The sequence below is a fragment of the Pseudomonas fluorescens genome (genome assembly GCF_018614775.1).
Classification (GTDB): Bacteria; Pseudomonadota; Gammaproteobacteria; order Pseudomonadales; family Pseudomonadaceae; genus Aquipseudomonas; species Aquipseudomonas fluorescens_BY.
The window spans coordinates 22,426-39,823 of sequence record NZ_JAGGOF010000056.1; the positions used below are offsets into that span (position 1 = coordinate 22,426).

At 62.5% G+C, this 17,398-nt stretch carries 16 protein-coding genes and 1 pseudogene; 6 read left to right on the forward strand and 11 right to left on the reverse strand.

Annotated features, from left to right (window positions below):
• The first annotated feature begins 177 nt into the window (after nt 1-177).
• On the forward strand, nt 178-1,497 hold the full coding sequence (locus J7E36_RS16020; protein ID WP_215004556.1) for an MFS transporter: 1,320 nt from the start codon (nt 178-180) through the stop codon (nt 1,495-1,497).
• Nucleotides 1,498-1,620: 123 nt separating this feature from the next.
• Here the strand turns inward: J7E36_RS16020 and J7E36_RS16025 are convergent, their stop codons facing one another.
• Nucleotides 1,621-2,379 (reverse strand): COG4705 family protein, encoded by a 759-nt coding sequence (locus tag J7E36_RS16025; RefSeq protein WP_215004558.1) that lies wholly within the window; start codon nt 2,377-2,379, stop codon nt 1,621-1,623.
• Between the two features lie 341 nt (nt 2,380-2,720).
• Here J7E36_RS16025 and J7E36_RS16030 point away from each other — a divergent pair, with 341 nt between their 5' ends.
• Nucleotides 2,721-2,954 (forward strand): hypothetical protein, encoded by a 234-nt coding sequence (locus tag J7E36_RS16030; RefSeq protein ID WP_215004560.1) that lies wholly within the window; start codon nt 2,721-2,723, stop codon nt 2,952-2,954.
• A gap of 129 nt (nt 2,955-3,083) precedes the next feature.
• On the forward strand, nt 3,084-3,704 hold the full coding sequence (locus J7E36_RS16035) for a flavin reductase family protein (protein ID WP_215004562.1): 621 nt from the start codon (nt 3,084-3,086) through the stop codon (nt 3,702-3,704).
• 110 nt (nt 3,705-3,814) lie between these two features.
• Here J7E36_RS16035 and J7E36_RS16040 read toward each other — a convergent pair whose 3' ends face one another.
• Nucleotides 3,815-4,048, reverse strand: coding sequence for a hypothetical protein (locus tag J7E36_RS16040; RefSeq protein ID WP_215004564.1), 234 nt, complete (start codon nt 4,046-4,048; stop codon nt 3,815-3,817).
• A gap of 42 nt (nt 4,049-4,090) precedes the next feature.
• A complete protein-coding gene (locus J7E36_RS16045) occupies nt 4,091-4,444 on the reverse strand; it encodes a putative quinol monooxygenase (RefSeq protein WP_215004566.1) in 354 nt (117 codons plus the stop codon).
• A gap of 329 nt (nt 4,445-4,773) precedes the next feature.
• Here J7E36_RS16045 and J7E36_RS16050 point away from each other — a divergent pair, with 329 nt between their 5' ends.
• On the forward strand, nt 4,774-5,703 hold the full coding sequence (locus J7E36_RS16050) for an AraC family transcriptional regulator (protein ID WP_215004568.1): 930 nt from the start codon (nt 4,774-4,776) through the stop codon (nt 5,701-5,703).
• 151 nt (nt 5,704-5,854) lie between these two features.
• Here the strand turns inward: J7E36_RS16050 and J7E36_RS16055 are convergent, their stop codons facing one another.
• The 6 genes from J7E36_RS16055 to J7E36_RS16080 form a co-directional block, all read right to left on the reverse strand.
• Nucleotides 5,855-6,910, reverse strand: coding sequence for an ABC transporter ATP-binding protein (locus J7E36_RS16055; protein WP_215004570.1), 1,056 nt, complete (start codon nt 6,908-6,910; stop codon nt 5,855-5,857).
• A gap of 15 nt (nt 6,911-6,925) precedes the next feature.
• Nucleotides 6,926-7,774, reverse strand: a complete 849-nt coding sequence (locus J7E36_RS16060) for an ABC transporter permease (RefSeq protein ID WP_215004572.1) — start codon at nt 7,772-7,774, stop codon at nt 6,926-6,928.
• A complete protein-coding gene (locus J7E36_RS16065) occupies nt 7,771-8,679 on the reverse strand; it encodes an ABC transporter permease (RefSeq protein ID WP_215004574.1) in 909 nt (302 codons plus the stop codon). Before J7E36_RS16065 ends, J7E36_RS16060 begins: the two co-directional genes overlap by 4 nt.
• A gap of 328 nt (nt 8,680-9,007) precedes the next feature.
• Complete coding sequence (locus tag J7E36_RS16070; RefSeq protein ID WP_215004576.1) at nt 9,008-10,111, reverse strand: ABC transporter substrate-binding protein; 1,104 nt, start codon at nt 10,109-10,111, stop codon at nt 9,008-9,010.
• 215 nt (nt 10,112-10,326) lie between these two features.
• Complete coding sequence (locus J7E36_RS16075) at nt 10,327-11,775, reverse strand: aldehyde dehydrogenase family protein (RefSeq protein WP_215004578.1); 1,449 nt, start codon at nt 11,773-11,775, stop codon at nt 10,327-10,329.
• The gene (locus J7E36_RS16080) at nt 11,772-13,409 is read right to left on the reverse strand and encodes a 5-guanidino-2-oxopentanoate decarboxylase (protein ID WP_215004580.1); all 1,638 of its coding nucleotides are present in this window, start codon (nt 13,407-13,409) and stop codon (nt 11,772-11,774) included. Before J7E36_RS16080 ends, J7E36_RS16075 begins: the two co-directional genes overlap by 4 nt.
• 114 nt (nt 13,410-13,523) lie before the next feature.
• Here J7E36_RS16080 and J7E36_RS16085 point away from each other — a divergent pair, with 114 nt between their 5' ends.
• Entirely contained in the window at nt 13,524-14,405 is an 882-nt protein-coding gene (locus J7E36_RS16085; protein ID WP_215004582.1) for a LysR substrate-binding domain-containing protein, read from the forward strand.
• A 22-nt stretch (nt 14,406-14,427) separates the two neighbouring features.
• Here J7E36_RS16085 and J7E36_RS16090 read toward each other — a convergent pair whose 3' ends face one another.
• Nucleotides 14,428-15,447 carry an alpha/beta fold hydrolase gene (locus J7E36_RS16090; RefSeq protein ID WP_215004584.1) on the reverse strand — a complete coding sequence of 340 codons (1,020 nt, stop codon included), beginning with the start codon at nt 15,445-15,447 and terminating at the stop codon, nt 14,428-14,430.
• A 243-nt stretch (nt 15,448-15,690) separates the two neighbouring features.
• Nucleotides 15,691-16,344 (reverse strand): annotated as a pseudogene (locus J7E36_RS16095) (5-methyltetrahydropteroyltriglutamate--homocysteine S-methyltransferase); the annotation flags it as partial.
• A 107-nt stretch (nt 16,345-16,451) separates the two neighbouring features.
• Here J7E36_RS16095 and metR point away from each other — a divergent pair.
• Nucleotides 16,452-17,369: a transcriptional regulator MetR gene (gene metR, locus J7E36_RS16100; RefSeq protein ID WP_215004585.1), complete on the forward strand. Its 918-nt coding sequence runs from the start codon at nt 16,452-16,454 to the stop codon at nt 17,367-17,369.
• Nucleotides 17,370-17,398 lie beyond the last annotated feature (29 nt).

Here is a 17,398-nt window from a genome sequence, read left to right on the forward strand (position 1 = left end):
ACACCTGAATAAGCGGATTCTTGCTCGCCCTCCCTTCAAAACAAGCGGATTTCCGCTCACCCCGCGCGGAAAACCCCTCTAAACCGGCCCTCTGCCACCTGGCACAGCTTCTGCTATAGCCCTGTCAGGCTGCGTTCCCACGCGCTCCACAAAAACAATTAAACGAAGGATCCTTCAATGGATAACTCCAACGCCCTGCCCCTTGGGTCGGCTGCCGCGCCCGCCCGTGAAAGAACCACCGCCAGCCGGATCAAATCGATTTTCAGCGGTTCGGTCGGCAACATGGTCGAGTGGTATGACTGGTACGTCTACGCCGCTTTCTCGTTGTACTTCGCCAAAGCCTTTTTCCCCAAGGGCGACACCACTGCCCAGTTGCTGAACACCGCCGCGATTTTCGCCGTGGGCTTCCTGATGCGTCCGATCGGCGGATGGTTGATGGGCCTCTACGCCGACCGCGCCGGTCGCAAGCGGGCGCTGATGGCCTCGGTCTACCTGATGTGCTTCGGCTCGCTGATCATCGCCCTGAGCCCCAGCTATGAAACCATCGGCGTCGGTGCACCGATCCTGCTGGTGTTTGCCCGCTTGCTCCAGGGCCTGTCGGTGGGTGGCGAGTACGGCACGTCGGCGACCTACCTGAGCGAGATGGCGACCAAGGAACGTCGCGGCTTCTTCTCCAGCTTCCAGTACGTGACCCTGATCTCCGGCCAGCTCATCGCCTTGGGCGTATTGATCGTGCTGCAACAATTCCTCACCACCGAGCAACTGTACGCCTGGGGCTGGCGCATTCCGTTCGCCATCGGTGCCCTGTGCGCGGTCGTGGCGCTGTACCTGCGGCGTGGCATGGAAGAAACCGAGTCGTTCACCAAGAAAGAAAAGTCCAAGGAAAGCGCCATGCGCACCTTGATGCGCCATCCCAAGGAACTCATGACCGTGGTCGGCCTGACCATGGGCGGCACGCTGGCGTTCTATACCTACACCACGTACATGCAGAAATACCTGGTGAACACCGTCGGCATGAGCATCTCCGACTCCACCACCATTTCCGCTGCCACGCTGTTCCTGTTCATGTGCCTGCAACCGCTGATCGGCGGCCTGTCGGACAAGATCGGGCGCCGGCCGATCCTGATCGCCTTCGGCATCCTGGGCACGCTGTGCACCGTGCCGATCCTCACCACCTTGCACACCATCCAGACCTGGTGGGGCGCGTTCTTCCTGATCATGGCGGCGCTGATCATCGTCAGCGGCTACACCTCGATCAACGCCGTGGTGAAAGCCGAACTGTTCCCCACCGAGATCCGCGCCCTGGGCGTCGGCCTGCCGTACGCGCTGACCGTATCGATCTTCGGCGGCACCGCTGAATACATCGCGCTGTGGTTCAAGAGCATCGGCATGGAAACCGGCTACTACTGGTACGTGACAGCGTGCATTGCGGTCTCGCTGCTGGTGTACATCACCATGAAAGACACCCGTAAGCATTCGCGGATTGTGACTGACTGACGGGTGTTTCTGCAGTCACTGCTCTGGTGACTGTAAGGGCCTCATCGCGAGCAGGCTCGCTCCCACAGGGATTTACGCTAACCCTGTGGGAGCGAGCCTGCTCGCGATGGGCGCAACTCGGTTTCAGCTCAGCTCCGCCGCACGCTCCCGGTTGCCATAACGATTCTGCGCATACGCCGCCCCGGCAATCATCACCACCAGAATCCCCGCCAACACCGCCGACGAACCAACAGTGCCGAAGTCCAGGCCGCCCTTCTCATGGGACTTGGTCATCAAGTCGCCCAGCGTCGCTCCCAGTGGTCGGGTCAGTACGAACGCGATCCAGAACAACACCACTGCTGAAATTCTGGTGAAGTACTTGAGCAGTACGACCACGGCAATGGCCGAGCCGATCAGCAATGCGCCGCCGCCGAACCCAAGGCCCGAATCGTCCGCCAGGTAATCACCGAGTGCCGTGCCCAAGGTGTTGGAGAACAGAATGGCCATCCAATAAAACATCTCGCCGCGAAACGTCTGCACCTTGGTGACGTTGAGCGAATCACCGCTCAGGCGCCAGGCGGCGAAGATCGCCAACAGAATCGCAATCAGGATCATCGAGCCGGTGGCGTAACCCAGTTCGAGGGTGCGGTCCATGAAGTCGGACATGGTGGTGCCCGCGGTGCTGGTGGACAGGATCACGATCCAGTAGAGCAGCGGCTTGTAGGTCTTGGCCATCAGTTGCGTGATCAGCGTGAGGACGAACACGCTGATCAGGATCAGCGAGCTGATGGCGTAACCGACGTTGAGGGTCATCGACAGTAAATCCCCCGCGGTTTCCCCCAGGGTCGTCGCGCAGATTTTCATGACCCAGAAGGCCAGGGTGATTTGAGGCAATTTATTCATTGCGGGAAACGCTCCAGTGCGTGGTGGCCGGCTATTGGCTTTCTGACCGTGCGGCAGACTGGCGTTCTGGCAGTGAAAAGCAGGTCGGGAAAATATGAAAAATCTGTCACAAACGACAAAAGATCGATTAATCCCACATTAATCGGCGCGCTGCATGCTGGCCTCACTTGATCGATGACCTGCGCAACGTTCGCTCCGACACCGAGAACGATTGGGTGGATCGCTCTTAATATCTATTTAATAGATTGTTTTTAGCATTATTTTGAACTTTTCAATCAATTTAATTGGCGTAGCATTCAACCCATGCAAGACACATCGCCAACGAACCTGGAGTGACCCCCATGAAAACCAAACTGATTCTCGCCCTGACCCTGTCCCTGCTGGCGGCTAATACCTTCGCTGCTGACGGCTATGATAAAACAGGTGCCGCCTCCTTCGGCGCTGGCGCCAGCGCAGCCATCGAACGCAGCCACTCGAGCAGCTACGCCGCTGACGGTTTCGACAAGACCGGCACCGCGGATGCCATCGCCGCCGATGGCTTCGACAGAACCGGTACCGCCGAAGCGATCGGTTGATTGTTAAGTAGAAAAAAAGATCGCAGCCTCGGCTGCGATCTTTTGCATCCCCCCATTCCCGCCCTGGAAATAAAAAGCCGGGCCTTGCACTATTGGCGGTCTACACATGCCCTTGCAGGAACATCCGCCATGCCCGATGACATCCATTTCTACGAACCCGCCAACGGACACGGCCTGCCCCACGATCCGTTCAACGCCATTGTTGGCCCACGCCCCATCGGCTGGATTTCGTCGCAGGATGCCGAAGGCCGCCTGAATCTCGCGCCCTACAGCTTTTTCAATGCCTTCAACTACATTCCGCCGATCATTGGTTTTTCCAGTGTCGGGCGCAAAGACAGCCTGAACAACATCGAACAGACCGGCGAGTTCGCCTGGAACCTGGCGACGCGCCCGCTGGCCGAGCAGATGAACCAGAGCTGCGCCATGGTTGCGCCTGAGGTCAACGAGTTCGAACTGGCGGGCTTGACGCCAGCGGCGTCACAGGTGATCCAGGTGCCGCGGGTGGCTGAAAGCCCGGTGTCCTTCGAGTGCAAGGTCACGCAGATCATTCAGTTGCAACGGGCCGACAAAGTGTTGGTGCCGAGCTGGCTGATCCTCGGTGAGGTGGTTGCGGTGCACATCGCCAGGTGGCTATTGAAAGACGGGATCTACGACACCGCTGCTGCCGAGCCGATCTTGCGCGGCGGCGGCCCGGCGGATTATTTCCAGTTGGGGCCTGAGGCGTTGTTCAAGATGCATCGCCCAAGATAAAAAGCTGCACGCCAACCCCCGCCCGGATCGTTCCCACGCTCCCGCGTGGGAACGCCGCCAGGGACGCTCCGCGTTCCGCTTCTGGAAGGTGATGCAGCGCGTGAGAACACTCAAAAAATCAACCCACCCTCGGCGTCGACACCCTGGAGATGAGTCAGCCGCACGGCGGCCGCTTCATCGGCGCTTGCGGCGGTGTCGAAGGTCTGTTCTTCAAGTACCTTGTTGAAACGCGGTGCACCCGCGCTGCCAATGGCTTTGGTGGCAATGGCCGCGTGATAGCCGCCACCTTCGCGGGGGACGACGGCGGAAACTGCTTCAAAGGTTTCAAAGGTTTTACGTGCCATGCGTGTCCTTCCTGGCGGAGAAAAATGACCGTCATTAAATCTTCAACCGGCCAGTTTGTGTACCTTCGCCAGGCATTCTTCGGTCGCCTGGGCGGCGGACACGTCCCTGAAGGTGTGGAAATCCAGCCTGGTCACCACCAGGTCTTGCACCAGCTCGGCGAAAATCGCCATGGCCGGGGAATTGAAGTAGGCGTCCATCACCTGCTGATTGACCCAGAGCCCCGACACCAGCCACAAATCAGCGTCACATTGCGATTGTTGCAACGCAAAGTGCTGGCAGCCGGGGGCTTGGCGCGACGGCGCGATCAGCGTGCTCAGGCGCGCACCCAATTGCTTGGAGCAACCGCTACGGGCCCGCACGAAAGCCATGTGACTGACGGGGATCTGTGTAGTCATGTTTCAAACCCTCCCAGGTAATCCGTTGTGCAGCCGGGGACAGGCTGCGACAGGATTAAAGGTTAAGCGCCACGATGCCAGCGTTGTTAGTCGATTCCTGCCGACCTGTTGCACAATCCTGCGCACAGGCGTAACAAAACCTCACAGATCCCCAGTGGAACCCGCGAAACTTGAAACAAAAGGTTTCAAGCAAGTTTCATCGACGTGGCAGGGTTCCGGTCCGACACGCCGTGCAGGATCAGGCAAGCTTTCAACAGGATGTGGCTACCGCTGCGCCTTGCACAAACATAAGCTTTGCTCATCGCTCCCTATCACTTGAGGATTCCGGCATGTCGCCGCTCGATCACGCCCACGTCCCGCTGGACACGTACCTGGAACAACAGCGCGCCGAACTGGCGTCGATCATCGCCCGCAACACCGGCGCAGACGGCAGCTACGCCACGGCTATTGGCTCGTTGAACCTGTCGCGCCACAGCCAGCCCCATGAATTTTCACCCGTGCTGGCGCAACCGGCACTGTGCATCATGGCCCAAGGCAGCAAGCAGGTGTGCCTGGCGGACGAACTGTTCAACTACGACCCGCTCCATTACCTGGTAGTCTCGGTGTCGATGCCCTTGAGTGGCTGCATCGCCAACGCGTCCCCCGAGCATCCGATCCTGGCCCTGCGCCTGGACATCGACCCGGCGGAAATCACCGCGCTGATCGCCGACGCCGGCCCCATGGGCGTGCCGACCCGCCCCGCCGGACGTGGCTTGTATGTCGAACGCCTGGACACGCCGATGCTCGACGCCGTGTTGCGTCTGACGCGGCTGCTGGACAGCCCGAAAGACATCGCCATGCTCGCCCCGCTGGTGCGCCGGGAGATTCTGTATCGCTTGCTGCGCAGTCCACAGGGTTATCGCCTGTACGAAATCGCCATTGCCAACAGTCAGAGCCATCGCATCAGCCAGGCGATCAAATGGCTCAATCGCCATTTCGAACAGCCGCTGCGCATCGACGAGCTGGCCCGGGAAGTGAACCTCAGCGTCTCGACCCTGCATCACCGCTTCAAGGCGATGACCGCCATGAGCCCGCTGCAATATCAGAAGCAACTGCGCCTGCAGGAAGCCCGGCGACTGATGCTGGCCGAAGGGTTGGAAGCTTCGGCGGCGGGGTATCGAGTCGGTTACGAAAGCCCTTCGCAGTTCAGCCGCGAGTACAGCCGCTTGTTTGGTGCGCCGCCGCTGCGGGATCTGGCGCGGTTGCGGTTGACGGTTTGATCCGGTTTTTGTGCTGGCAGTGCCGGCGTCATCGCGAGCAGGCTCGCTCCCACAGGGGATCTTCAGTGAACACGGATGATCTGTTCAGAGCCGATCAACTGTGGGAGCGAGCCTGCTCGCGATGACGCCATTAGAGCCAACCCAGTTCCAATCAGGCCCCAAGCAACCGACACGCATCAGCCGGGATGGTCACCGACACCGCATGCCCAATGCCCAGCTCCATCCCCTGGCACGGTGTACTCAGCGCCGTGAACGAAACCCCGGAACACGCCACCGTGGTCTCGACGGTCGCGCCGATGTCCCGCACGAACGTCACCTTGCCCAGCAACCGATTACCCGCCGTCGCCTGGGGCGCGGACAGTTGCACGTCTTCGGGGCGTATCAGCAACTTGATCTTCTCGCCGACAACGGGACTGTGGCTGGCCGGCACATCCAGCGCGTCCCCGCCCGGCAGTCCCACCCGTCCTTTGCCCAACGTGGTCGCGGGAAAAATGTTGCCTGAGCCGATGAAGTCGGCAACGAACTCATTGGCCGGGTGCCGGTAGATCTCGATCGGCGTACCCACCTGCTGCACCCGATGCTCGCCCAGCACCACCACGATGTCGGCCATGGTCATGGCCTCGCGCTGGTCATGGGTCACCAGGATGGTGGTGATGTTCAGCCGCTGTTGCAGTTGGCGGATTTCCACTTGCATCGACTCGCGCAGCTTGGCGTCGAGGGCCGACAGCGGTTCGTCGAGCAACAGGATTTTCGGCCGCGCGGCAATCGCCCGGGCAATCGCCACGCGCTGGCGCTGGCCGCCGGACAGCTTCGCCACCGGCCGGTCGATCATCGCCTGCAACTGGATCAGCTCCAGCAACTCCACCACCCGCGCCTGTTGCTCGGCCTTGCCCACGCCTCGAAGCTTCAGCGGATAGGCGATGTTTTCGCCAACGGTCATGTGGGGGAACAACGCCAACGATTGAAACACCATCCCGAAGTTGCGCTGATGCGCCGGGGTGTGGCCGATGTCTTCGCCGTCCAGGCGGATCTCACCGCCGCTGAGGCTTTCCAGGCCGGCAATCATGCGCAGCAGCGTCGTCTTGCCACAGCCCGACGGCCCGAGAAAACACACCAGTTTGCCTTCGGGCAAATGCAGGTTCACCTCCTTGACCGCGCAAGCCGAGCCGTAATGTTTCTCGACGTTTTCCAGTATCAGTCCAGTCATGTCTTCACCTCGAAATCAAAAGGAAACGCCGCCCTCGCCCACCAGTTTCTCCAACGCCCAGATCAACACGAAGTCGATCAGCACGATGAGCACGGCAAACGAAAAAACGGTGGGGTCCAGCGACGACACGGTGCGGCTGTACATCCAGATCGGCACGGTCATGACGTCGACGGTGTAGAGGAAATAGGTCACGGTGAATTCGTTGAATGAGACGATGAACGCCAGCAACATTCCGGCGAGGATCCCCGACTTCATCAACGGCACGACCACATCGACGATGGCTCGCTGCGGTGAAGCCCCGAGCATCCGCGCGGCCTCCTCGACTTCACTGCCGATGCCGAGCATGGCGGCGGTGCAGTTCTTCACCACGAACGGCAAGGCGAGAATGACGTGGGCAATGACCAGCCTCGAGGTGGTCATCTGGAATGGCAGGCTGTCGAACACCAGCAGCAGCGCCAGGCCCAGCACCACCATGGGAAACACCAGCGGCAGCGACATCAGTTGCAGCGCCACGGCCTTGCCACGGAACTCGCAACGGGTCAGTGCATAGGCCGCGGGCACCGCGATCAGCGTGGCGAAGACCATCGTCAGGCACGCCACCAACAGGCTGGTGCCCATGGCCTGGCCCAGGCTCAGTACATCGCTGGTATCCGGTGAAACGAAGGTCTGCCAGGCCGCACGGTACCATTGCAGGCTGTAGCTGCTTGGCGGGAAATCCAGGTTCGCGGCGCCGCTGAAGGACATGACGATCATGGTCAGGATCGGCAACACCGCCAGCAGCAAGATCAGGCCCGACAGCAGCCCGACGGCCCGACCGGTTTCACCGGGCAACAGCGACGGGCGTTTCTTACTCAACGCGTTCATTGGCAAGCCTCCAGCATCCGCCGACGGCGGCCGGTGAAATATTCGGACAGGGTCATGATCAGCAGCGTGGTCACGATCAACACCACTCCGGCGGCGGAGGCGGCGGGCCAGTTCATCAGCGGGGCGATCTGGTCGTGGACCATTACCGCCAGCATCGGCACCCGTCGACCGCCCAACAGCAGCGGTACGACAAAGCTGCTGGCGTTGTAGGCAAATACCAGCGTCGCACCGGTGATGATGCCGGGCAGGCTCATCGGCAACACCACCTGGCGAAACACCTGGAAACGGCTGGCGCCGAGGGTGGCGGCCGCCTCTTCATAACTGCGGGCCACGCCACGCATGGCGCTGGCGATGGGCAACACGGCCAGGGGGAACGCCGTCTGGACCAAGCCCATCAACACGCCGTTCTGGTTGTACAGCAACATGATCGGCCGCTTGATCAGGCCCAGGCCCATCAGCGCCTGGTTGAGCATGCCCGCCGGCCCGAGGATCACCAGCCAGCCGTAGCTTTGCAGCAACAGGTTGACCAACAGCGGCAACAGCACCGCCGCCAGGAACACCCGTCGCAGCAATGGCGAGGCCAGGCGCGACATGGTGTAGGCCACGGGGATCGCCAGCAGCACGGCGACCACCGCACTGACCAGTGCCAGGCGCAAGGTCAGCAGCAGCGACTTGAGGTAGTAGGGTTCCAGCAACTGCCCATAACTGGCGAGGCTGAACCCGCTCCACTCCGCGCCCTTGGTGCCGACGCTCATGCGCAACACCAACAGGCTGGCGGCGATCAGCACGCCGAGAAACAACATCGACGGCGACAGGAAAAGCCACGCCCGCGTCGTGGGCGAAATGCTCCGGCTTGAACGCATGGGCGCAGCGCTCTGCGGATGGGTTAACGGTTGGTGTTCCATGGCAAGGTCTCGTCAGTGGAAAACGACAGAACAAAAAAATCTTCAAAACACCCCATTTCCCTCTGGGAGCGAGCCTGCTCGCGATAGCGTCGGCACTGCCAACATCTTCATCAACTGACCCACCGCTTTCGCGAGCAAGCTCGCTCCCACATTGGATTTCGGGTGGGACATAGAACCTGCATACACCCCCATTTCCCTGTGGGAGCGAGCTTGCTCGCGAAGGCGTCGGCACTGCCAACATCTCCATCAACTGACCCACCGCTTTCGCGAGCAAGCTCGCTCTCACACTGGATCTTGGCGGGCACCGGGACCGCGTTCGGCAGCTGACTCAGGAAGAAAAAATTTCCGTGTACCGGCGGATCCACTGGTCATGCACCGTCGCCAGGAAGGTGTTGTCGTGCATGATCGCTTTGTCGGCGATTTGCTCCGGAGTGAGGATGTACGGGCTCTTGCGCGCTTCGGCGGAGATGATGGCCTTGGCATTGACCGGGCCATTGAAGATGTCTTCGGCCATCTTGCCCTGCACCAGCGGGTCGAGGGAGTGGTTGATGAAGGCATACGCCAGGTCGGTGTCTCCCGGGCGATTTTTTGGCATCACCGAAAGCATCAGGTCGGTGTAGAACCCTTCCTTCATCCCGAACGTCGCGCCCAGGCCGTAGGCCGGGTCGCGGATCTGCTTGGGGAAGAATGCCGGCGCGTACAGTCCGCCCATGTCCAGGGAACCGGTGCGGAACAGTTCGGCGATCTGGTTCGGGTTTTCCCCCAGGGTCACCACCCGGTCCTTGAGTTCGGCGAGTTTCTTGAAGCCCGGCTCGATGTTGTGTTCGTCACCGCCGGCCAGCTTGGCGGCGATGATGATCAGGTCCATGGCCTCGGTCCAGTTCGGCGGCGGCAGGAAGATATTCGGCGCCAGCTCGGCGTCCCAGAGCGCGGCGTAACTGTCCGGCGCCTGTTTCAAGGTGCGGGTGCTGTAGACCAGGCTGTTGCACCACAACAGGTAACCAATGCCATGCCCGCCGGCGCCCGTGCGGTATTGAGCCGGCACGTCGACCAGATTGGGGAGGCGGTTCAGGTCCGGCTTTTCCAACAGCCCGGCCGCGGCCAGTCCTTCGGCGCCGACGCCGGCCAGGGTGATGACGTCGTACTGCGGCCGGTCGCCACCGGCCTTGAGCTTGGCGACCATTTCCGAGGTACTGCCGGTGCGGTCGGCAATGACCTTGGCCCCGGTCTTGGCCTCGAAGGTTGCGGCGATGTTGCGCAGCGCCGCCAGCCCGGTGTCATCCGACCAGGTCAGCAGGCGCAGAGTCTTGCCGACGAACCGCGTGTCGCTGGCCCGGGCGCTGATGAAAGGCACGCTCATGGCGGCGGCCGCGACCGAGACCACGCTGGCGGTCTTGATGAATTGACGTCTGTTCAGATCATGCTTGCCCATGGAAGACTCCCTTTGTTTTTTTAAGTATGAGGTGGCTGAAACCGCTGCGCCCGTACCGTCCGACGCCGACCAGAGCCCCGTATTGCAAAGGCTTAGTCGCTGTCGAAGGCCATCCTGGGGTTGCACAAAATCCCTGACTATCGATAAAAACTCATTGAAGCCATGTTCCTGGCGCATGCCTTTTTTCGAGGCATGCATGACCTGATAACGTGCCGTCAGGCCGCCCGGATCACATGCTTGATTTCCTGGAACGCCGCCAAGCCCCACGGCCCCAGTTCACGGCCCAGGCTGCTCTGCTTGTAGCCGCCCCACGCCGCCTGGGGAAAAATCACCTGGGGCGCATTGATCCACACCAGCCCCGCCTGCAAAGCGTTGGCCACCTGCCCGGCGGCCTCGACATTCCGACTGACCACGCTGGCCACCAGGCCAAAGCGGCTGTCGTTAGCGAGCGCAATGGCCTGCTCAACGTCGCTGAAACGGCGCACGCACAGCACCGGCCCGAAGATCTCCTCGCACCACAGCGCACTGTCCAAGGGCACGTCAGTGAAGATCGTCGGCTGAAGAAAAAACCCGCGTGGCAGATGCGCCGGGCGCTGACCGCCGCACACCAGCGTCGCGCCGGCGCTCAAGCCTCGGTCGATGTGCCCCAGCACCCGCTGGTATTGCGCCTGATTGACCAGCGCGCCCATCTCCACGTCCGGGTCGAACGGATCGGCCACGTGAATCGCCTCGGCGCGAGCCTTGAGCCGTTGCAAGAACTCATCGGCCACCTCCTCGGCCACCAGCACCCGACTGGTGGCCGAACACATCTGCCCGGCGTTGAAGAAGCCACCGCCACAGGCCAGTTCCACCGCCAGCGCCAGATCGGCGTCAGCAATTACCAACAGGGACGATTTGCCGCCCAGCTCCAGGCTCACGCCCTTCACCGTTTCCGCCGCCCGTTGCATCACTTGCACGCCTACCGCGTTGCTGCCGGTGAAGGAAATCTTCGCCACGCGCGGATCAGCGGCCAGCGGCGCCCCCACGGCCAGGCCAGTGCCGCAGACCAGGTTGAACACCCCGGCTGGCAAACCGCATTCGGCGATGATTGACGCCAGTTCCAACTCCGGCAACGGCGTGACTTCCGAAGGCTTGAGCACCACGCAGCAGCCGGCGGCCAGGGCTGGCGCGAGTTTCCAGGCGGTGGTGACCATCGGGAAATTCCACGGCACGATCAAGCCGACCACCCCGCAGGGTTCGCGGCGCAGGCGGGCGCTGAAATCATCGCTGGGCAATGCGACCGAACTGTCCTGCCCGGCGTCCAGGCCTTCGGCCAACCCGGCGTAGTACTCGAAAGTCGCCACTACGTCATCGACGTCGATGGCCGCTTCAAACAGCGGTTTACCGTTGTTGCGCGATTGCAATTGCATCAACTGTTCACGCCCGGTCCGCACACCTGCGGCGATACGGCGCAGGATCGCACCACGCTCGGCGCCCGTGGTTTTCGACCATTGGCCGAAAGCCCCCTTCGCGGCGCTCAAGGCATGATCGACAGCGCTCTCATCGCCGCCATACACGGTGGTCAGCAGCGCTTCGGTCACCGGGTTGATCACCCGCAGAGGGTCCCCGCCCGACGACCATTGGCCGTTGATGTACAGGCCGTCCAACGCAATGGGCAGACTCATTGCGACACCCCGCTCATCCAGCGCGCCTGATCGATTTCGATCAGCGTCGGGCCCTGGCGGTCGCTGGCCGCAAGCAACGCGGCCTGCAGTTGCGCCGCGTCGTCGATGGCTTCGGCGGCGCAGCCCAGGGCCTTGGCGACGCCGATGAAATCCGGGGTATAGATGTCCACGCCCACCGGTTCGATGGCGCGGTTGACCATGTACTTCTTGATCTCTTCGTAGCCTTGGTTATTCCACAGCAGCACGATTACCGGCACGCGCGCCTCCACGGCACTGGCCAGTTCCGGCAGGGTGAACTGCAACCCGCCGTCGCCGATCAGGCACACCACCGGCGGGCGACCGAGGCCCTGGTCCTGGCCGCCGAGCCAGGCGCCAATGGCCGCTGGCAGCGCATAGCCGAGGGTGCCGTAGCCGGTGGATGAATTGAACCAGCGCCGCGGCCGTTCCAGGTTGAACGTCAGGTTGCCGGTGTACACCGGTTGGGTGGAGTCGCCGACGAAAACCACGTCGGGCAATGTTCGCAAAACACTGTCGAGAAAAACCGTCTGGGCGCGGGCCGCTGCGTCCCAACTGCCTTCCAGTTCTGCACGCAACCGGGTGGCACGGGCAGCGCCCCACTCGCTGCAGCGCTCGGTCAACGGCTGACGGTTTAACTCATCGAGCAAGGCGCAGGCGGCGGCGCGAGCGTCGGCGACCAGTGCCAGGCGCGGCGGGTAGTTGCGCACGGTCTGGTCTGGGTCGATGTCGATACGCAACAACGCTCCCGGGATCTCGAAGCCGCCGGCAAAGGTGACGTCGTAGTCGGTTTCGGCCAGTTCGGTGCCGATGGCCAATACCACATCCGCTTCGGCGACCAACGCGCGGGTGGCGACCAGGCTCTGGGTGGACCCGATCAGCAACGGATGACGGGACGGCAACAAGCCTTTGGCATTGATGGTCAACGCCACCGGTGCGCCAAGGCGCTCGGCCAGCTCGGTCAATTCGATGCCGGCGTCGATGGCGCCGCCACCCGCCAGGATCAGCGGCCGTCTGGCCGACGCCAGCAGGGCCGTCATCTGTTTCACCGCACTCGGCGCGGCGCCGGCACGGTTGATGTTCACCGGGGTGCTGGCGAGCAACGCGTCGGCGTCTTCGACCAGCACGTCCAGCGGGATTTCGATGTGCACCGGCCGCGGGCGCCCGGCCTGGAACACCGCGAAGGCCCGGGCCAGCACGCCGGGCAATTCGGCGGCGGACATCAGCGTGTGGGAAAACGCCGCGACCCCGCCCACCAGCGCCGCTTGATTGGGCAGCTCATGCAACTTGCCGCGTCCACCACCCAACTGACTGCGCGACTGCACACTGGAGATCACCAGCATCGGGATCGAATCGGCGTAGGCCTGACCCATGGCGGTGGTGATATTGGTCATGCCAGGGCCGGTGATGATGAAGCACACGCCGGGCTTGCCGCTGACGCGGGCATAACCGTCGGCCATGAAGCCTGCGCCCTGCTCGTGACGCGGCGTCACATGGCGGATACTGGAACGGGCCAGCCCGCGATACAGCTCGACGGTGTGCACGCCGGGAATGCCGAACACCTGCTCCACGCCATAACCTTCGAGTAACTTGACCAATACTTCGCCGCACGTTGCCATTGCCACTGCCTTTTTTCTTGTCCTGGAATGGCCTCATTGAACGGTCAGGGCATAGCGGCAACAATGGATAAAAAGTCATACTAGCCATGTCCTCAGGTCATGGCTTGGATCCAAATGAAACGACTTCCCCCGCTTCCGGCGCTGCACACGTTTCTGATCACAGCCCAGTGCTGCAACTTCACCCGGGCCGCCGAACAGCTGCACATCACCCAGGGCGCGGTGAGCCGGCAGATCGCCGGGCTGGAAGATCACCTGGGTTATGTGCTGTTCCAACGCCAGGCCCGCGGCCTGAGCCTGACGGCGGAAGGGGCGGCGTGGTTGCCACGGGTGCAGCAAGTGTTCAGCCTGATTGGCGATGCGGTGGAGCAGATCGGCGAAAAGCACCAGACCCTGCAACTCAAGGCGCCGACCTGCGTGATGCGTTGGTTGCTGCCGCGCTTGCTGCAATGGCAGAAGGAGCGCCCGGACGTGCCGGTGGAGCTGACGACCACGGTCCGGCACGGTGTGGATTTCCAGCGCGAAGCCTTCGACGCGGCCGTGATCTATGGCCCGCCACCCGACACCTCACTGGCCTGCCTGCACCTGTTCGATGAACAGCTGACGCCGGTCTGTTCCCGCCCGGTGCTGGACGGTCCCGTGCCGTTGCGTGAACCCGCCGACCTGCAGCAACACCTGCTGTTGCACCCCACCCGCGACGAACGCGACTGGACGGCCTGGCTGGACGCCGCCGACGTGCACTTGAGCAACGTCAGCAAGGGCCAGCATTTCGAGACCCTGGACCTGGCGATGTCAATGGCTTCCCAAGGCACCGGCGTGGCGATTGGCGACTGGTCGCTGATCGGCGAAGACCTGAGCGCCGGCAGGCTGGTGATGCCGTTCGAGCTGAAGGTCAGGACCGGGCTGGGTTATCACCTGGTGTTCCCGCGCAAGGCCCAGGCGTCGGGGCCGTTGCAGGAACTGATGGGGTGGTTGGTGGAGCAGGCCCGGGCACGGTAACTGCCCTGCGATAGGGATGTGATCAAAGCAGATTCGGCGCCTGCACCGGTTCGATCTGCGCCCAGTGCGAGATGTCTTCGCGGTGCTGTTGCAGATAAGGCAGCACCGCCCCCAGCAGCGGCGCCTTGAACGCCTCCTGGAAACGATGGGCCAGGCCCGGGATCAACTTCAACTGACTGCCCTGGATGTGTGCCGCCAGGTGTACGCCGTGCATCACCGGCAGCAACGGGTCGGCAGTGCCGTGGACGACCAGGGTCGGCACCCGCAGTTGATTGAGCAGCGCCACCCGGCTCGGTTCGGCCAGGATCGCCATGATCTGGCGCTTCACGCCTTCGGGGTTGAAGGCCCGGTCATAGGCCACGGCGGCCTGATGCAACAATACCTGGCGGTCATCGACCACCAGCGGGCTGCCCAACGCGGCCAACAGGTCGGCCTGTTGCTCCAATGCCACTTCGCGATTCGGCGCGCTGCGCCGCGACAGCAATTGCACCAGTGCCGCACTCGGTGCCGGCAGGCCTTCGGCGCCGGAACTGGTCATGATCAGCGTCAGGCTCTCGACCCGCTGCGGCGCCATGGCGGCCATGTGCTGGGCGATCATCCCGCCCATGCTCACACCCAATACGTGAAAGTTCTGCACCTGCAAGGCGTCCATCAGCCCCAGCCCGTCGCCCGCCATGTCGGCCAGGGTATACGGTGCCGACACCGGCAAGCCGAGCTTGTAGCGCAGGGCTTCAAACGTCAGGTTGGCGCTGCCGGGCGCCTGGCGCCAGGTGGACAGGCCGACGTCGCGGTTGTCGTAGCGAATCACCCGGAAGCCCTGCTCGCACAGCGCAACCACCACTTCGTCCGGCCAGTGGATCAACTGTCCACCCAACCCCATCACCAGCAACAACGCCGGATCCGAGGCACGGCCAATGCTCTGGTACGCCAGGCTGACCTGATCCAGATCGACCCGTTGGGTCGGCACATTCACGTCACAACGAGAAGCCGCCATCGACGGCAGGCCGAATAACAACGCGGCCAGGAAAATGAATACACGCATGAACAAACACCAAAACGCAGAACCCCAGTAGAGCGCGAGTCTGATGAAGTTTGTTCAAGCGCGCTGCCACAGTTGCGTGACAGTTTGATGAAGATTGCCGAGTGGTTGCCAACGGCTTGGTATTCCCCCGCCACAAAGGGTTCACTCAAGTGTCCGAAGCCACTCCCGCCAACTGACTGCGCAACGGCAGCGCCGCCTCCCGCCATGCCCGGGTCTTCAAGCCGCAATCACCCACTGCCGCTCAGGAGCGATGTGCAACGAGCACGACGTGCTGACCCAGAGATTGTCACCAAAACGCTCCCGGGCCGTTTGCAACTGCGCCAGCGCCTGTTCCAGCTCGCAGCGCCAGACGTCGCGGCCATTGACCAACCCCACTGACAGAATCTTGTAGCTCGGCAACCGATCGAGCACTTGGCCCAATTGCTCCGGCGCGCGCACCGCGTCGATGTGCAATCCGTCCACCGGCAGGCTCACCGCCAGGCCGAGGTTGTCGGCCAGGCCGTTGAAGTACGTCGCCACGAGTTTTTTCAGCGGCGAATACTGCAGGATGTGGTACGCCCGCTCGAAGGCGTTTTTCCAGGCCTGGGGCAGGTCGAGGGTGAGGATCGGTTCGTCGATCTGCACCCATTCCACACCCTGGGCCTTGAGGCGGTTGAGGATTTCACCGTAGACCGGCAGCAGGCGTTCGAGCAGGTCGAGCTTGTCGAAATCCGCGCCCTTGGCCTTGCCCAGCCAGAGGTAGGTCAGCGGGCCGATGAGCACTGGCTTGACCTGATGGCCCGAGGCATGGGCCTCGTCCACTTCGTCGAACAACTGCTCCCAACTCAGGGCGAACGTCTGGTCGGCGGAAAACTCCGGGACCAGGGTGTGGTAGTGGGTGTCGAGCCACTCGGCCATGGTGTGCGTCCTTCTATAAAAGATGGCGCCATTGTCGACAGCCGACCCTGCATGAGACAAACTCAATCTTTTCGTGTTGATCACAAGTTTTTCTCATGGAGCCTCCGGTGCTAGAACTCCGTCACCTCAAGACCCTGCACGCCCTGCGCGAAGCCGACAGCCTGGTGGAAGCCGCCGAACGCCTGCACCTGACCCAATCCGCGCTCTCGCACCAGTTCAAGGAACTGGAAGAACGCCTGGGCATGCCGTTATTCGTGCGCAAGACCAAACCGGTGCGCTTCACCAGCGCCGGCCTGCGCTTGCTGCAACTGGCCGACGCCACCCTGCCGTTGCTGCGCGGCGCCGAGCGGGACATCGCCCGGCTGGCGGGCGGCACCGCCGGGCGCCTGCACATGGCGATCGAATGCCACAGCTGCTTCCAGTGGCTGATGCCGACCATCGATCAGTTCCGCGATGCCTGGCCGGAAGTCGAACTGGACCTGGCCTCGGGCTTCGCCTTTGCTCCGCTGCCGGCCCTGGCCCGGGGCGACCTGGACCTGGTGGTGACGTCCGACCCGTTGGAACTGGCCGGCATCACCTACGTGCCGCTGTTTACCTATGAGGCGATGCTCGCCGTCGCCAACCAGCATCGCTTGGCAAGCAAGCCGTACATCGTGCCGGAAGACCTGGCCAGCGAAACCCTGATCACCTACCCGGTGGAGCGGGACCGGCTGGACATCTTCACCCGCTTCCTGGAACCGGCCGACATCGAACCGGCCCAGGTGCGCACGTCCGAGCTGACGGTGATGATGATGCAACTGGTCGCCAGCGGCCGCGGGGTCTGCGGCATGCCGCACTGGGCGCTGCATGAATACAGCTCACGGGGCTACGTGAAGGCCAAGCGGCTGGGGGAGAAGGGCTTGTTTGCCACGCTGTATGCGGCGGTACGCACCGACATGCTCGATGCGCCGTACATGCGCGATTTTCTGCTGACGGCCAAGGACACGTCGTTCTCCACGCTGGATGGGGTCAGTGCGGTGCGGTGATACCTCGGCGGCCTCATCGCGAGCAGGCT